The sequence below is a fragment of the [Mycobacterium] manitobense genome (assembly GCF_025821665.1).
GTDB classification, from domain to species: domain Bacteria; phylum Actinomycetota; class Actinomycetes; order Mycobacteriales; family Mycobacteriaceae; genus Mycobacterium; species Mycobacterium arseniciresistens.
The window spans coordinates 141684-157468 of record NZ_JACKSJ010000117.1 but is presented as its reverse complement, the minus strand read 5'-3'; the positions used below and the strand labels follow the sequence as shown (position 1 = coordinate 157468).

General features: G+C 70.3%; 15 protein-coding genes. 3 read left to right on the top strand and 12 right to left on the bottom strand.

Translation table 11 applies throughout. The annotated features are described in order from the left end of the window. The first annotated feature begins 35 nt into the window (after positions 1–35). On the top strand, positions 36–1070 hold the full coding sequence (pheS, locus tag H7I41_RS15060) for a phenylalanine--tRNA ligase subunit alpha (RefSeq protein ID WP_264013445.1): 1035 nt from the start codon (positions 36–38) through the stop codon (positions 1068–1070). Next, complete coding sequence (gene pheT / locus H7I41_RS15055; protein WP_264013396.1) at positions 1070–3568, top strand: phenylalanine--tRNA ligase subunit beta; 2499 nt, start codon at positions 1070–1072, stop codon at positions 3566–3568. Before pheS ends, pheT begins: the two co-directional genes overlap by 1 nt. A gap of 80 nt (positions 3569–3648) precedes the next feature. Here the strand turns inward: pheT and H7I41_RS15050 are convergent, their stop codons facing one another. The 12 genes from H7I41_RS15050 to H7I41_RS14995 are packed head-to-tail and all read right to left on the bottom strand — an operon-like array spanning position 3649 to position 14758. Beyond that, the gene (locus H7I41_RS15050; RefSeq protein WP_264013395.1) at positions 3649–4494 is read right to left on the bottom strand and encodes a fumarylacetoacetate hydrolase family protein; all 846 of its coding nucleotides are present in this window, start codon (positions 4492–4494) and stop codon (positions 3649–3651) included. 34 nt (positions 4495–4528) lie between these two features. After that, complete coding sequence (locus tag H7I41_RS15045; protein WP_264013394.1) at positions 4529–5317, bottom strand: SDR family oxidoreductase; 789 nt, start codon at positions 5315–5317, stop codon at positions 4529–4531. An 11-nt stretch (positions 5318–5328) separates the two neighbouring features. Then, on the bottom strand, positions 5329–6228 hold the full coding sequence (locus H7I41_RS15040) for a dihydrodipicolinate synthase family protein (protein ID WP_264013393.1): 900 nt from the start codon (positions 6226–6228) through the stop codon (positions 5329–5331). Beyond that, positions 6225–7433 carry an L-2-hydroxyglutarate dehydrogenase gene (gene lhgD / locus H7I41_RS15035; RefSeq protein ID WP_264013444.1) on the bottom strand — a complete coding sequence of 403 codons (1209 nt, stop codon included), beginning with the start codon at positions 7431–7433 and terminating at the stop codon, positions 6225–6227. Before lhgD ends, H7I41_RS15040 begins: the two co-directional genes overlap by 4 nt. Beyond that, entirely contained in the window at positions 7430–8608 is a 1179-nt protein-coding gene (locus tag H7I41_RS15030) for a CaiB/BaiF CoA transferase family protein (protein ID WP_264013392.1), read from the bottom strand. Before H7I41_RS15030 ends, lhgD begins: the two co-directional genes overlap by 4 nt. Continuing rightward, positions 8605–9105, bottom strand: coding sequence for an AbrB family transcriptional regulator (locus H7I41_RS15025; protein WP_264013391.1), 501 nt, complete (start codon positions 9103–9105; stop codon positions 8605–8607). Before H7I41_RS15025 ends, H7I41_RS15030 begins: the two co-directional genes overlap by 4 nt. Beyond that, positions 9105–10703: a tripartite tricarboxylate transporter permease gene (locus tag H7I41_RS15020; RefSeq protein ID WP_264013390.1), complete on the bottom strand. Its 1599-nt coding sequence runs from the start codon at positions 10701–10703 to the stop codon at positions 9105–9107. The genes H7I41_RS15025 and H7I41_RS15020 overlap by 1 nt, the downstream gene beginning before the upstream one ends. 13 nt (positions 10704–10716) lie before the next feature. After that, a complete protein-coding gene (locus H7I41_RS15015) occupies positions 10717–11277 on the bottom strand; it encodes a tripartite tricarboxylate transporter TctB family protein (RefSeq protein WP_264013388.1) in 561 nt (186 codons plus the stop codon). After that, the gene (locus H7I41_RS15010; RefSeq protein WP_264013387.1) at positions 11274–12254 is read right to left on the bottom strand and encodes a Bug family tripartite tricarboxylate transporter substrate binding protein; all 981 of its coding nucleotides are present in this window, start codon (positions 12252–12254) and stop codon (positions 11274–11276) included. The genes H7I41_RS15015 and H7I41_RS15010 overlap by 4 nt, the downstream gene beginning before the upstream one ends. A 40-nt stretch (positions 12255–12294) precedes the next feature. After that, positions 12295–12747, bottom strand: coding sequence for a PaaI family thioesterase (locus tag H7I41_RS15005; RefSeq protein ID WP_264013386.1), 453 nt, complete (start codon positions 12745–12747; stop codon positions 12295–12297). After that, positions 12744–13538, bottom strand: coding sequence for an enoyl-CoA hydratase-related protein (locus tag H7I41_RS15000; protein ID WP_264013385.1), 795 nt, complete (start codon positions 13536–13538; stop codon positions 12744–12746). The genes H7I41_RS15005 and H7I41_RS15000 overlap by 4 nt, the downstream gene beginning before the upstream one ends. Next, positions 13535–14758 (bottom strand): CaiB/BaiF CoA transferase family protein, encoded by a 1224-nt coding sequence (locus H7I41_RS14995; RefSeq protein WP_264013384.1) that lies wholly within the window; start codon positions 14756–14758, stop codon positions 13535–13537. The genes H7I41_RS15000 and H7I41_RS14995 overlap by 4 nt, the downstream gene beginning before the upstream one ends. A 154-nt stretch (positions 14759–14912) precedes the next feature. On the opposite strand from H7I41_RS14995, the gene H7I41_RS14990 reads away from it, so the two are divergent. Next, positions 14913–15746, top strand: a complete 834-nt coding sequence (locus H7I41_RS14990) for an IclR family transcriptional regulator (RefSeq protein WP_264013383.1) — start codon at positions 14913–14915, stop codon at positions 15744–15746. Positions 15747–15785: the final 39 nt, after the last annotated feature.

Sequence of the window (15785 nt, the reverse complement as noted above, 5' to 3'; positions counted from 1 at the left end):
CCTATGATCGCCGGGTGGCCGAGCAGCCCGATCACGTGGCCGAAACCCTGTCCGAAGAAGCGCTGACCGAGGCGGTCAGCGCTGCCCGGCGCGCCTTCGAACTGGCCGCCGACCTCGATGCGCTGGCCAGGGCCAAGACCGAACACCTGGGCGACCGCGCACCGATCGCCCTGGCCCGCCAGGCGCTCGGCGGGCTGCCCAAGGCCGAGCGCGCCGACGCGGGCAAGCGGGTCAACGTCGCGCGGACCGAGGCGCAGCGCAGCTACGACGACCGTCTCGCCGTGCTGCGCGCCGAACGGGACTCCGCGGTGCTGGTGGCCGAGCGCATCGATGTGACGCTGCCCTCGACGCGGCAGCCCGTCGGCGCGCGGCACCCGATCACCATCCTCGGCGACCACATCGCCGACATCTTCGTCGCGATGGGCTGGGAACTGGCCGAGGGCCCCGAGGTCGAGACCGAGCAGTTCAACTTCGACGCGCTGAACTTCCCGCCCGACCATCCAGCGCGCAGCGAGCAGGACACCTTCCACATCGCGCCGGACGGTTCCCGTCAGGTGCTGCGCACGCACACCTCGCCGGTCCAGGTCCGGGCGCTGCTGGAACGCGAGCTCCCGGTGTACATCATCTCGATCGGCCGTACGTTCCGCACCGACGAGCTGGACGCCACCCATACCCCGGTGTTCCATCAGGTCGAGGGAATGGCGGTGGACAAGGGGCTGACGATGGCGCACCTGCGCGGCAGCCTCGACGCGTTCGCCAGGGCGCTGTTCGGGCCGCAGGGCCGCACCCGGTTCCGGCCGCACTTCTTCCCGTTCACCGAACCCTCCGGTGAGGTGGACGTGTGGTTCGAGGGCAAGAAGGGCGGCGCCGGCTGGGTGGAGTGGGGCGGCTGCGGCATGATGAACCCGAACGTGCTGCGCGCCTGCGGGATCGACCCCGACGTCTACTCCGGGTTCGCCTTCGGCATGGGGCTTGAGCGAACCCTGCAGTTCCGCAACGGCATCCCCGACATGCGCGACATGGTCGAGGGTGACGTCCGGTTCTCGCTGCCGTTCGGGGTCGGCGTCTGATGCGTATTCCCTATAGCTGGCTGCGTGAGGTCGTGCGCGCCGGTGCACCGGACTGGGACGCCACGCCCGACGAACTCGAGCAGACGTTCATCCGGATCGGTCACGAGGTCGAGGGGATCATCCCGGTCGGTCCGGTGACGGGTCCGCTCACCGTCGGCCGTGTCGCCGAGATCGAGGAGCTGACCGAGTTCAAGAAGCCGATCCGGGCTGTGAAGGTCGACGTCGGTGAGCCGGAGCTGCGCGACATCGTCTGCGGTGCAACCAATTTCGCTGTCGGCGACCTCGTCGTGGTGGCGCTGCCGGGCACGGTGCTGCCCGGCGACTTCAGCATCGCCACCCGCAAGACCTACGGCCGGACATCGGACGGCATGATCTGTTCGACGTCCGAACTGCGGCTGGGCGCCGACCAGGCCGGGATCCTGGTGCTGCCGCCGGGTACGGCGGCGCCCGGAGCCGATGCCATCGAGCTGCTCGGCCTCGACGACGTGGTGTTCGACCTGGCGATCACACCCGATCGCGGCTACTGCCTGTCGATTCGGGGGATGGCCCGCGAGATCGCCTGTGCCCATGACCTGCCCTACGCCGATCCCGCCGACGTGCCTGCGCTGCCCGTCGAGGGTGAGGCGTGGCCGCTGACCGTCCAGCCCGACACCGGCGTGGTGCGCTTCGGTCTGCGTCCGGTCACCGGCATCGACCCGGCGGCGGTGTCGCCGTGGTGGCTGCAGCGCCGGCTGATCCTCTGCGGGATCAGGGCCATCTCACCCGCGGTCGACGTCACGAACTACGTGATGCTCGAACTCGGCCACCCCATGCACGCTCATGACCGCAGCCTGATCAACGGCGGCCTCGAGGTCCGGGCGGCCCGTGCGGGGGAGACGGTGGTCACCCTCGACGATGTGAAACGCACACTCGCTGCCGGCGACGTGCTGATCGTCGACGACGCGGCGACCGCCGCGATCGGCGGCGTGATGGGTGCGGGCACCACCGAGGTCCGCGAGACCACCACCGACGTGCTGCTCGAGGCCGCGGTGTGGGACCCGGCCGCGGTGTCGCGGACCCAGCGCCGGCTGCGGCTGGCCAGCGAGGCCGGCCGGCGCTACGAACGCTCGGTCGATCCGGCGATCTCCGTCGCCGCGCTCGATCGCTGCGCGGCACTGCTGGCCGAGATCGCGCACGGCACAGTCGAACCCACGTTGACCGACTGGCGAGGCGATCCGCCGCGCGAGGACTGGGCCCAACCCGCGGTGAGCATGGCGGTCGACCTGCCCGATCGCATCGCCGGCGTCGACTACGCCGAGGGCACCACGCCGCGCCGGCTCACCCAGGTGGGCGCCGACGTGACCGTCGACGGCGGTCGGCTCATCGCGATCCCGCCGAGCTGGCGGCCCGACCTGCGGGAACCGGCCGACCTCGTCGAGGAGGTGCTGCGGCTGGAGGGTCTGGAGGTGATCCCCTCGGTGCTGCCCGCCGCGCCACCCGGCCGTGGCCTGACGCCGATCCAGAAGCGGCGCCGGGCTGTCGGCACGTCGCTCGCGCTCGCCGGTTTCGTCGAGATCCTGCCGTCGCCGTTCCTGCCCGCCGGGGTGTTCGATCAGTGGGGGCTGGCCGCCGACGACCCGCGACGGCGCACTACCGAGGTGCTCAACCCCCTGGAGACCGACCGGCCGCACCTGGCCACCACCCTGCTTCCCGCCTTGCTGGAGACGTTGAGCCGCAACGTGTCCCGCGGTGCGGTCGACGTCGGGCTGTTCGCCGTCGCCCAGGTGGTGGAGCCGACGGAGAACACCCGTGCGGTCGACCGCATCCCCACCGACCGGCGACCCACCGCCGAGGAGATCGCGGTTCTCGACGCGTCGCTGCCCCGTCAGCCCGAGCATGTCGCCGTCGTGCTGGCCGGTCTGCGCGAACCGGCAGGCCCCTGGGGTCCCGGCCGGGCGGTCGAGGCGGCCGACGCCTTCGAGGCGGTGCGCGCCATCGGGCGGGCCGCCGGTGTGGAGTTCGCGCTGCGGTCCGGTGAGCGGCTGCCCTGGCATCCGGGCCGGTGTGCCGAGATCCTGGTCGGCAATATCAGTGACGGCGTGGTCGTCGGCCACGCCGGACAGCTGCATCCCGCGGTGATCGAGCGGGCCGGCCTGCCCAGGGGGGCGTGCGCGGTCGAACTCGACCTCGACGCGGTGCCGATCGTGGAATCGCTGCCCGCCCCGTCGGTGTCGCCGTTCCCGGCGGTGTTCCAGGACGTCAGCCTGATCGTCGGAGAGGACGTCGCGGCGCAGAGCGTGATCGCTGCGGTGCGTGCCGGCGGCGGCCCGCTGCTGGAGGACGTCCGGCTGTTCGACGTCTACACCGGCCCGCAGGTCGGCGAGGGGCGCAAGTCGCTGGCGTTGGCTCTACGGTTCCGGGCCACCGACCGCACGCTCACCGAGGACGAGGCCAGCGCGGCCCGTGACGCCGCCGTCGCGGTGGCTGCCGAGCGGGTCGGCGCGGTGCAACGCCGCTGAGCTGTCGCGAGTGTGAACGTCACGACGATTTCAGCCCGAAAGCGTCGTGACGTTCACACTCGGGCCGCGACCGGAACGCGTTAGTGCACCGGGTTGGTCAGGTCGGCGAGGCCGTCGCCGAGTTCGCACCGCACCACGTCGCCCGCCTCGATGCCGACCGCACCGGGAGTACCGGTCGACAGGATGTCGCCCGGGTAGAACGGCATCACCTGGCTGTGGAAGCTGAGCAGCTCGGCGGGGGAGAACGTCATCCCCGACACGGTGTCCTTGCGGTGCACCGCGCCGTTGTGGATGGTCGCAACGCGCAGGTCCGCCAGCGGCCCGTGGGCGAGCACCTCGTCCATGGTGATGAGGTCGGGGCCGAACGAGAAGAAGCTCGGGTAGTTCTTCACCCGGGTGAGGTAGCGCGGATTCTCCAGCAGCACCGCCTCGGCGGTCTGGTCGAGCACCGGCACCACGCCCGCCACGTACGACAGCGCCTCCTCGACACCCACCTGGTAGCACGTCCGGCCGATCACCAGTCCGAGTTCCGCCTCCGAGGTCACCTTGCCGATCCCGGGCGGCACCACGATGGGCTCTCCCGGGCCGACGATCGTGTGATCGCCCTTGATGAACGACGCCGGCGACGTGCGCGGGGCCTGTTCGCCGAGATCGCCTGCGTGTGCGCCGTAGTTCAGCCCGATGCCGAGGATCTTGCGGGGGCGTGTCCACGGCGCGAGCACCGGCGCGGCGGGGTCGGCACACGCGTCGTCGGAGACGCCGGCGGCCACGGTGGCGGCGAGTGCGTCCAGCGCGCCGGCCTCGAGCAGCGCCACCAGGTCGCCGGGCGCGCCGGGCAGCACGCGGTCCACCCGGGCCAGGCGGCCGTCGGCCAGTGCGACGCAGGCGGTGGGTCGGTCATCCAGTCGAACGGTACGAAGGCGCAACGGAACTTCCCTTGAACGAAGTGTTGAGGTTGATTCAGACGACGCTGCGGATCAGACCGCCGTCGACGCGGATCACCGCGCCGGTGATGTAGGACGCGCGGTCGCTGCACAGAAAGGCCGCCACGTCGGCGTACTCGTCGGGCCTGCCGTACCGGCCCAGCGCCATGGTGGCGGCACTGTCGCGTGCGACGTCCTCGACGCTGCGGTCCTCGCGGGCCGCCCGGCGTTCGTCGAGGAACTGCGTGCGGTCGGTGGCGATGCGGCCCGGCACGATCACATTCGACGTGATGCCGTCCCGCCCGACCTCGTCGGCGAGGGTCTTCGACCACGCGTGCAGGCTCGCCCGCAAGGTGTTGGACAGCCCCAGGTTCGGGATCGGGCTGAGCGCGCCCGACGACGTCGAGGTCACGATGCGGCCCCAGCCGCGTTCCCGCATGCCCGGCACCACCCGGTCGGTCAGCGCGATGACCGACAGCACCATCTTCTCGAAGCTGTCCCGCCAGGTGGCGTCGTCCTGGCCGGCCACCGGGGTGGGTGGCGGACCGCCGGTGTTGTTGACCAGGATGTCGATCGGCCCGAGGGTGCGTTCCACCTCGGCCACCGTGGGCTCCCGACGGTCGGCGTCGCCGAGGTCCCACACCAGGGGCAGCGCCTTGCCGCCGGCCTCCTCGACCTTCGCGGCGGTGGCGGCCAGGGCGTCCTGCGACCGGCCGGTGACCGCGACGGCGGCGCCCTCCTGCGCGAGGCGCACCGCAATGGCGCCGCCAAGGCCGCCGCTGCCGCCGAGCACCAGGGCGGTGCGTCCGGTGATGCCGAGATCCATGTCGATTCCCTTCAGCGAGGCGCGGATTGGATTGCGGGCACGCTGCTCAGATGCTGTTCGAGCAGCGGCACCAGTGATGCGGGCAGCGATGTGGCGGGTGACCGGACGCGTGCGCAGGCGATCACCCCGCGCCTGCGCAGCAGCTCCTTGCGGATCGCCAGGCCGACGCGCAGCTGCCCTTCGAAGTTCGCCAGCGGCAACCACGGCGCCCATGCCTCCCGGGCGGCGCGGAATCCGCCGTCGCGGTGGGCGCGCAACACCGCCGCCAGCGCGGCCGGATGGCTGAAGCCCGTCATCGCACCCGCCGATCCGGCGGCCAGTTCGTCGAGCAGTCCCACACCGCCGAGCCCGCCGAACACCGGCACGTCGAGCCGGGGTGCCAGGTGGGCGATCGCGACGGACGTGGGTGGCGTCTCGGACTTCACGCCGACCGCGAACGGGCACGCCCGCACCAGCTCCACCACCTGCTCGTCGGTCACCCGGATCCCCGACACCACTGGATAGTCCTGCACCAGCACACCGATTCCGGTGCCGTCGTACAACCGGCGCAAGGCCTGCGCGGACACCGCGGGGTCGGCGTCACCGATCTGAGCCATCAGCGCCACCGGCGGCCTGGACACCGCCCCGAGCAGTCGCTGCGCCTGTGCCACCACGGCGTCGGGGTCCCGCTCGGAGAGCCCGAGCACGTAGGGCAGGTCGGTGGCCGCCGCGACAGTCTGCGCGACGGCGTCGGCCTCGTCGGGTCGCAGGGAGGCCGCCTCGCCGAACACGCCGAGCGCGACCAGGCCGCCGCAGCCGTCCTCGGCGAACGACGCGACCTCGTTGCGCAGTGATTCGAGGTCGATGTCGAGGTGGTCGTCGAACGGGGTGGCCAGCACTCCCCAGAGGCCGCCGGCGATGACGTCGGTCACGGGCGGCCCTCGAGGGTGGAGACGACGTGCTCGGCGATGGCGAGCGCGGAGGTGGCCGCCGGCGACGGCGCGTTGCGCAGCACCACGATCCGGTCGCGGATGCTGATCCGGAAGTCGTCGACGAGTCCGCCGTCGGCGTCGAGTGCCTGCGCGCGAATCCCCGCCCGGCCCGGCACGACGTCGTCGTCGCCGAGTTCGGGGACGTAGGCCCGGGCGGCTGCGACGAACCGCCGCTTGCTCAGCGAGCCGTACATCTCCCGGATACCGGTGCGCCAGTGCTGCCGGGCGAACCGCCAGAACGCCGGGGTCCGGGCGACGCCGGCGAGATCGGCGGGGGACACGTTGCGCCACGTGTAGCCTTCGCGGGCCAGCGCGAGCACCGCGTTCGGGCCGATCAGCACCTCACCGTCGACCCGCGGCGTGACGTGGACGCCGAGGAACGGGTAGCGCGGGTCGGGCACCGGATACACCAGGCCGTTGACCAGCCCGCGGCGCTCCGGCTTGAGTGCGTAGTACTCGCCGCGGAACGGCATGATCACCGGATCGGGTCCGTCGCCGGCCATCTCGGCCAACCGGTCGCTCTGCAGGCCGCCGCAGGCGACCACCTGGTCGAAGGCACTCTCATCCGTCCCGCCTGCGGCTCGCGTGGTCAGCACCACCTCGGATCCTCTGACCTGCATCCCGGTCACCTCGTGGCCGAGCAGGATCTTCGCGCCGGCGGCCACGGCGTCGGCGGCGAGCGCCTGGGTCACCTCGGCGAAGTCGACGATCGACGTCGACGGCGAGTGCAGTGCGGCGACGCCGCGGACGTGCGGTTCGAGTTCGCGCAGCTCGCCGGGGCCGATGATCCGGATCCCGGGCACGCCGTTGGCGCGGGCGCGGTCCTCGATGTCGGACAGCCGGGCCCGTTCCACCTCGTCGAGCGCGACCAGCACCTTGCCGCAGGCGATCCGGCGGATCCCGCGTTCGGCGCAGTAGTCCTCGAGCAGGCGCACCCCGCGCCGGCAGAGCAGCGCCTTCTGTGAGCCCGGCTGGTAGTAGAGCCCGGCGTGCACGACGCCGCTGTTGCGTCCGGTCTGGTGCGACGCGAGGCGGTCCTCCTTGTCGAACACCGTCACCTCGGCGTCGGGCCTGCGGGCCAGGATCTCGCGGGCGACGGCGGCACCGACGATGCCGCCGCCGATCACGGCCATCCGCTGGGTCATCGGCATCCTCCCGAGGGTGCGTAGCCGGCGAAGACCGCGTCCTGGTCACCGCCGAGTGAGGGTGGCGCCTCGCGGCGCGGATCGCCGTGTTCGGACAGCTGCAGCGGCGACGCGGGCATCTCGAGGTCACCCAGCGTCGGGTGCGGCAGTGTCAGCACCATCGACTCGCGGACCTGCGCCCAGTCGTAGACCTCCGGCACGGTGCGGATGCGGCCCGCGGGCACACCCGCCGCGTCGAGCGCGGCGAGCACCTCTTCAGCGGTCCGGTCGGCGAGCAGGGCGTCGATCTCCTTCTGTAGCGCGTCGGCCCGGCCGACCCGGTCGATGTTGGTGGCGATGTCGGGGCGGTCGGCGTCGAGGCCCACGATCGGCGCGAACCTGCGCCACAGCGACTCCGACCCGACGGCGATCACGATATCGGCGTCCGCGCACCCGAACACCCCGTACGGCGCGATGGACGGATGGCGGTTGCCGGTGAGCACCGGCTCCACCCCGGCGGCCAGCCAGCCGACGCCGTGGAACACGTGCACCCCGACCACGGCCGCCAGCAGCGAGGTCTCGACGTGCTGCCCGCGGCCGGTGTGCTCCCGCGCCCGCAGCGCGGTCATCACCCCGAATGCCCCGAAGAGTCCGGCAAGGATGTCGCACATGGGCAGCCCGACGCGTTGCGGGGTGCCGCCGGGTTGTCCGGTCAGCGCCATCAAACCGGCCTCGGCCTGGACGATCTGGTCGAAACCGGGTCGCGCGCCGTCCGGTCCGCCCTTGCCGAATCCGGTGATGGACAGCGTCACCAGCCGGGGGTTGAGCTCGCGCAGCCGGTCGAGGCCGAGTCCGAGCCGGTCGAGCACGCCGGGCCGGTAGTTCTCGACGAGCACGTCGGCCTGCGCGACGAGCCAGCGCAGCCGGTCGGCGCCCTCGGACGATTTGAGGTCGAGCACCACCGAGCGCTTGTTGCGGTTGGCGCTCATGTAGTACGCCGACTCCCGGTGGCCGTTGCGGTCGACGTAGGGCAGCCAACCCCGGCTGTCGTCGCCGCCCGGCGGTTCCACCTTCACCACGTCGGCGCCGGCATCGGCCATCATCATCGTCGCGTACGGACCGGCCAGTGCGCGGCTGAGGTCGACCACCCGGATGTCGGCGAGCGGTCGGGGTGCGGGCCCGGGTGACTCTGTCATCCGCGTCCTCCCATCAGTTTCAGGCCGACCGACATGAGCACGATCACCGAGGTGATGCGCAGTACGTGCACGGTCAGCACGATCGGAACGTTGGCACCGGCGCCGGCGGACAGCGCGCCCATCTGGGCGATGCCGCCCGGTGCGGTGGCCAGCAGTGCGGTCATCGAATCGAACGGGGTGAACTTCCACAGCAGCAGCGCCGCGAGCAGCCCGAACACCAGGAAGGCCACGACGGTCACGACGATCGGCACCACCGCCGACCGCAGCTGGGTCAGCGTCTCCTGGTTCACCCCGGTGCCGAGCAGCCAGCCGAGCACGGCGTAGACGATCCACTTCCCGACGGAGGGGATCTCGAACGCCGCCGAGCTGAAGATGTTCACCAGTGCGACACCCACCATGGCCCCGAGCAGAGGCGCGGCAGGCAGGTGGAGCAGGGTGGCGATGCCTGCGCCGATCACCGCTGCCGTCGCTGTCAGCAGCAGTGAGCCGAGGTTCATCAGACGTGTTCCCGGTCGTCGTCGTTGAGTGCGTTGCCGTCGCGACCGGCAGCCTTGTCCTCGGCGGTCTGTCCGCGGCGGCGCACTGAGACGAGTTGCAGCGCGGACTGGGTCGCGCGGCGCATCGGATTCTTGATGAACGGGATCGCGAACAGCAGCACGATGAACGCCAGGATCCCCAGCGAGGTGCCCCGTTCGACGAAGACGCCCAGGCTGCCGCCGGAGATCACCATCGTCTGCCGCAGCGACTCCTCGGCCAGCGGACCCAGCACCAGGGCGATGATCAGCGCAGCCGGGGACAGGCCGTACTGGCGCATGAAGAATCCGAGCACGCCGCAGGCCAGCATGATCTGCACGTCGAGCAGGCTCTTGTTCACCGCGAAGGTGCCCAGTGCGCACAGCAGGATGATGATCGGGCCCAGGACCCGGAACGGCACGCGCGCGATGCTGGCGAACGCCGGGATGCAGAACACGTTGACACCCAACAGCATCACGTTGCCGAGGAACATGCTCGCGATGAGACCCCAGGCGAACTCCGGGTTCTGCTGCATCAGCAGCGGGCCCGGTTGCAGGCCCCACATCAGGAAGCCGCCGAGCAGTACGGCGGTCGCGCCGCCGCCGGGGATACCGAGCGTCAGCAGGGGCACCATGGCGCCCGAGGATGCCGCGTTGTTCGCCGACTCCGGGCCGACCAGCCCGGCCATCGCGCCCTTGCCGAACTTCTCCGGCGTCCGCGATACCGACTTCTCGACGTTGTAGGACATCAGCGAGGCGACGGTGGCGCCGGCGCCCGGGGTCAACCCGACACCGAAGCCGAGGAACGATCCGCGCAGCGTGGGCCCGACGGACTCACGGATATCCGTGCGGGTGGGCCAGAATCCGCGGCTGCGTGCCGACACCCCGAAGAACTTGAGCTCTTCGAGGTGGCCGCCCCGCCACAGCGTGTGTAGCACCTCACCGACGGCGAACAGTCCGATCGCAACCGGGATGAAGTCGATGCCGTTGATCAGGTCCACCGAGCCGAAGGTGTACCGCTGGCCGCCACCGCCGATGTCGATGCCGACGGTGCCGATGGCGAATCCGATGAGCGCCGACAACGCGCCGAGCATCTTGTTGCCGCGCAGGATCACGATGACGGTCAGCAGGCCGGCCATCACGACGAGGAAGTACTCAGGGGGACCGAAGGTCTTCGCGAACTCGGCGGTCACCGGCGCGGCCACGCTGAGCAGGACCGCCCCGATGGTGCCCGCCACGAACGAGCCGACCGCCGCCATCACCAGCGCGGGCCCGGCCCGCCCCTGTTTGGCGAGTGGATAGCCGTCGAACGTGCTTGCCACGGTGGCAGATTCGCCCGGTGTGTTGATCAGCACCGAGGTGATCGTTCCGCCGTACATGGCGCCGTAGTAAACGGCGGCCAGCATCACGATGGCGCCCGTCGGGTCGAGCCCGAACGTCACCGGAAGCAGGATCGCCAGCCCGGCGGACGGGCCGACTCCGGGTATGACACCGACGATCATGCCGATCATCACACCGCCGAAGAGCAACAGCAGGTTCTGCACCGTCAACAGGGCGGTGATGCCGGTCATCAGGTCGAACATGGTGGGACGCTCCTCAGCCGATCGGCAGAATTCCCTGCGGCAGACCGACGTTGAGGCCGGTCTGGAACGCCAGGTACAGGAGGACGGGCACGGTCACCGCGATGATCAGCGACCGAACGTGGTGCTTCGGATCCAGGAACCACAGGGTGACGGCCAGGAACAGCACCCCGGCCAGCGCGGCGCCGAGGACGCCGAGCAGCGCGACGAATACCGCGGCCGCGATGGTGAACGCGACCAGCGCGACCGGATGCCGTCCGAGGTCCGGTTCGGCGGCCTCGTCGGCGGCCTCGGCCTGGCTGACGGGCTTGGCCGAGGGCCGCGAAAGCACCTCGCGCGCAGCGGCGATGACGATGACGGCGATCGCGGTGAAGCCCAGGATGCGGGGGAACACGCCGGGGCCGATGCGACCGGCCTGGGTGCGCCACTCCATGCCCATCGCGATCTCGGTGTAGAAGGCGAACGCGATGAGCAGCACACCGAGGAAGGTGAGTTTCGGCCAATTCACCACCCGCTTGGGCTCGGTGGAGTCGGACACGGCTGCGGTCGCCATGTTGAACGGGGTCGTCGCGGTCACAGCGCGCCCTGTTCCTTGAGCGTCTTCTCGAACTCCGCGGTGGTGGTCTCGAGGTAGGCGGTGAAGTCGTCGCCCCACAGTTCGTTCTTGGTGAGGTAGTTCTCGGCGAGATAGGCCTGCCACTCCTCGGTCTTGACGACGTCCTTCATCGTCTTGATCCACCAGTCGCGGGCGTAGTCCGGGGCGTCGGGCGGAAGGATGAAGCCGCGCGGCATGGACGGCAGGTCGGCCATCCCCTTCTCCGCGCCGGTCGGGACGTCGGGCAGCTTCTGCAGGCGCTCCTTGCCGGTGAACAGCACGGGCGTCATGTCACCGGACTCCACCTGGCCCAGGATCGACCCGGGGTTGGAGATCATCGAGTCGAGCGCGCCGCTGAGCAGCGAGGTCTGCACCTGGCCCTCTTCGTTGTAGGGCACGTACTCGATCTCGTAGCCGGCGTGCTCGGCGATCAGCGACTGCAGGATGAAGTCGACGTTCACCGTGCCGATGCCGCCGACGACGACCTTGCCCTTGTTCTTGGCGTAGGCGACCCAGTCCTCGAAGGTGCGGATGCCCTTCTTGCCGTCGACGAGCAGCAGAGCGTCGTCGGTGGCCATCAGGCCGACGTGGGTGAAGTCCTTGTAGGTCCAGCCCGGGTCGGCCTGCAGCGGGGTGGTGAGGAAGGACCCCGATGTGGTCGACACGTCGTATCCGCTGCCCCGCTTGCTCAGCAGGTAGCCCCATCCGGTGGCGCCGCTGCCGCCTTCGCGGTTCTCCACGGCGATGTCGTTGGGGTAGAGGTTCTTCTCCTGGATGATCTGCACGAGCTTGCGGGCCATCATGTCGTTGCCGCCGCCGGGGCCGAAGGCGATGGTCCAGTCCAGTTCCTGGGACGGGTAGTCCTCGGCGGATCCGGAGTTGCCGCTGCCGGCGTTGCAGGCCGACAGCACCAGGGCGGCGACGGCTAACAGCGCGGTGATGATCGCTTTGAGTCGCATGGTGTTCTCCTCGTTGAGTGGTGGGCGGGAGGCTGGGTTCTCAGGTGGTGGCGTCGTGGCGGAACCACGAGCCGCTGGCGGTGGCGACGAGGCGGCCCGCGGTGTCGTGCATGTGGGACTCCAGCTGCACGATCCGCCGGCCGCCGTGGACGACGCGGCCCGTGCACGTCACGTCGGTGCGCACAGCCCGCAGGAATCGCACCTGCATCTCGATGGTCGAACCGGCCGACAGGTAGCGCTGGCAGGCGTGGCCCATCGAGATGTCCAGCGCGGTGGACAGCACACCGCCGTGCACAGCGCCCCCGGCATTGCACAGGTGGCGGGCGAACGGCAGGCGCACCACGCAGGCCTTGTCGTCGTCGACGTAGTCGATCGACAGGCCGAGGAAGTGGATGAGGAAGTACCGGCCGAATTCCGGCTCGGCTGCGCCGGCGGCGTACTGGGCGGCACCCACCGGATCGGTGGGCCGGACAGCGGGATCGGTGGCGGTCATGACCAGGTGAACCTCGGGGGACGCTTCTCCAGGAACGACCGGACGCCCTCGGCGTAGTCGTCGGTGTCGAACGACGAGTTGCGGATGCCGGTGGTCACCTCGTCATCGGAGGTCTGCCCGCCGAGCACGAGGTCGACGATCCGCTTCGACGACCGGACGCTGTACTGCGCGCGGGTGGTGACGAGGCGGGCGAATTCGTAGGTGTGCTTCTCCAGGTCGTCGGCGGGCACGAGCTCGTCGATCAGGCCGAGGCGCAGCGCCTCCTCGGCGTGGACGTGCTGCCCGGAGAACAGGATCCACTTCGCCCGGGACGGCCCGACGACGTCGACGAGTCGTTTGGTCGATTCCAGGCTGTAGACCAGGCCGAGCTTCGCCGGGGTGATGCCGAACCGGGACCGTTCGTCGGCAAACCGGATGTCGCACGCCAGCGCGAGGCCGCAGCCACCGCCGATGGCGTAGCCGTGCACCATCGCGATGGTCGGCTTGGTGCAGCCCTCGACGGCGTGTTCGGCCGCCGCGACGTGCTCGTTGTAGGCCTTGGCGGAGTCACTGTTGCCACGGACCTCCTCGAACTCGCTGATGTCGGCGCCGGAGGCGAAACTGCGGGTGCCTGCCCCGCGTAACACCACGACCTTGACCGCCGGGTCGGCATCCAGTTCGGCGAACACCTCGGGGATGCGTCGGTACATGGTCAGCGCGATCGCGTTGTGGCTGTCGATGTTGTCGAGCACGACGGTGGCGATGGCCGGGGTCTCGCCGTCGCGTTCGACACGGATCGTCTTGTCACTCATGCGGTGCGTCCCTTCTGCAGGTCCGGGTGGGCGTCGTAGAGGGTGCCGTCGGTGAAGAGGCGGTCGATCTCGTCGCCGCCGATGCCCAGTTCGGACAGCACCGAGGCGGTGTGCTGGCCCAGCCATGGAGCGGGTGCGCGCACGCTGAATTCGAGGTCGGAGAACCGGGTCGGCGGGGCGATGGTCTTCATCGGCCCGATGATCGGGTGCTCGATGTCGACGATCATTCCGCGCGCCTGCACGTGCGGGTCGTCGAGCGTCTCGTCGTAGGTGAGCACCGGTCCGCCGGGGACACCGGCGGTGTCCATCCGGTCGACCCACGCGCTGGTGGGCAGCGTGGTGGTGATCGCCTCGATCTCCTCTTCGAGTTCGTCGAGGTGGTTCATCCGGGCGGGCAGGTCGATGAAGCGCGGATCATCGGCCCAGTCCGGACGCTTGAGCACGTCGTTGATCAGCCGCTGCCACAGCCGGTCGGTGTTGGCGCCGATCGTCACGTAGCCGTCGGCGGTGCGGTAGGCCTGGTAGGGAGCGGATCGCCGGTGCCTGGTGCCCGTCTGCGCCGGGGTCTCGCCGTTGCCGAAGTAGGCGCCGGACTCCCAGACCGTCCAGGCCAGGCCGGCGTCGACGAGCGAGATGTCGATGTACTGGCCCTCGCCGGTCTGCCGCCGGTTGAGCTCGGCCGCGAGGATCGAGTAGATCGCGGTGGCGCCTGCGGCGATGTCGTTGATCGCGATGCCGACCTTGGTGGGCTTGCCGTCGGGCTGACCGGTCATCCGCAGGAACCCGCCGATGCCCTGGGCCATGATGTCGAATCCCGGCCGGTCGCGGTACGGGCCGGTCTGGCCGAATCCGCTGATCGAGCAGTACAGGATGTCCTCGCGGACGGCGCGGATGGCGTCGTAGTCGATGCCGAGGCGCCCGGTCACGCCGGGCCGGAAGTTCTCGATCACCAGGTCGGCGCCCGCCGCCAGCTCGTGGAACAGCTCACGGCCGCGGTCGGACTTGAGGTCCAGCGCGACCGACCGCTTGCTGCGGTTGGGCATCGCGAACGGGTAGCTCTCACCGTTGACCTTCGGCGCCATCCGGCGCGAGTCGTCGCCCGTGCCCGGCTGTTCGATCTTGATGACGTCGGCGCCGAGTTCGGCCAACACCATCGTGCAGTAGGGACCCGACAGGAATCTCGTCAGGTCGAGGACTCGGAATCCGCTGAGTGGTCGCATTGATCCTTCCCGCATTGTGGGATATGTTTTGCGCATTGCAGAAAGGCTAGGACGGTGAGCGCGATCACGTCAAGTGGTTCGAGAGACGTGGATCACTGTGCAAACGGCCGGACGGACTGTCAGAGTGGGACGACACGGAGGGGTGACCGGGGCGATGGAAAGTACTGAGGGCGGCGCAGATGTGCAGCGGCGCAACGGGGTTCAGTCGATAGATCGAGCGGTGGCGATCCTGCGGTGCTTCAGCGGGCGCACGCCCGAGCTGGGAATCAGCGAACTCGCCCGATCGACCGGCCTGTCGACCAGCACGGTGCACCGGCTGCTGGCGGCGATGCAGGAGAACCACCTCGTGCGTCAGACCGGCGCCAAGCGGTACGGCCTCGGCCCCTTCCTGCTGCAGCTGGCCAACTCGGGCGCGATGCCGCGAACGCTGCGCGAGGCGGCGCTGCCGTTCATGACCGATCTGCGCGACGAACTCGACGAGACGATCGGCCTGCACGAGTTGCTGCGGACCGGCCACCGCATCGTCGCCGCCCAGGTGGAGAGCCACCAGGAGCTGCGCCGGACCTACACCGACATCGGCGTACCGATCCGGCTGGTCTACGGCGGCCCCGGCAAGGCCATCCTGTGTGCGATGCCGGCCGAGGAGCGCGAGCGCCACCTCAGCGAGCGGATCGACGCGATGACTGCCACCACCACCGTCGACCCCGAACTGCTTCGCCGTGAACTGGAGCTGGCCCGCGCGCGGGGCTATGCCGAGTCGCGGGGCCAGCGCACGGTCGGGATCTGCGCGGTGGCCTCGCCGGTGTTCGACCACACCCAGCGGGTGATCGGTGCGCTGGGCGCATCGGTGCCCGAGGTGCGGATGAGCGCCGAACGTGCCGACCACATCGGCACCCGCGTGCGTGAGGTGGCCTGGGACCTCTCGACGGCGCTGGGGGCTTCCGTCGACGGCGTCCGCGCCGCGGTGCCCGGCCTCCGGCTGGGGTGAAGGTGGGGTTCGGCGACCGCAGGCGATGCTTGCCGAGCG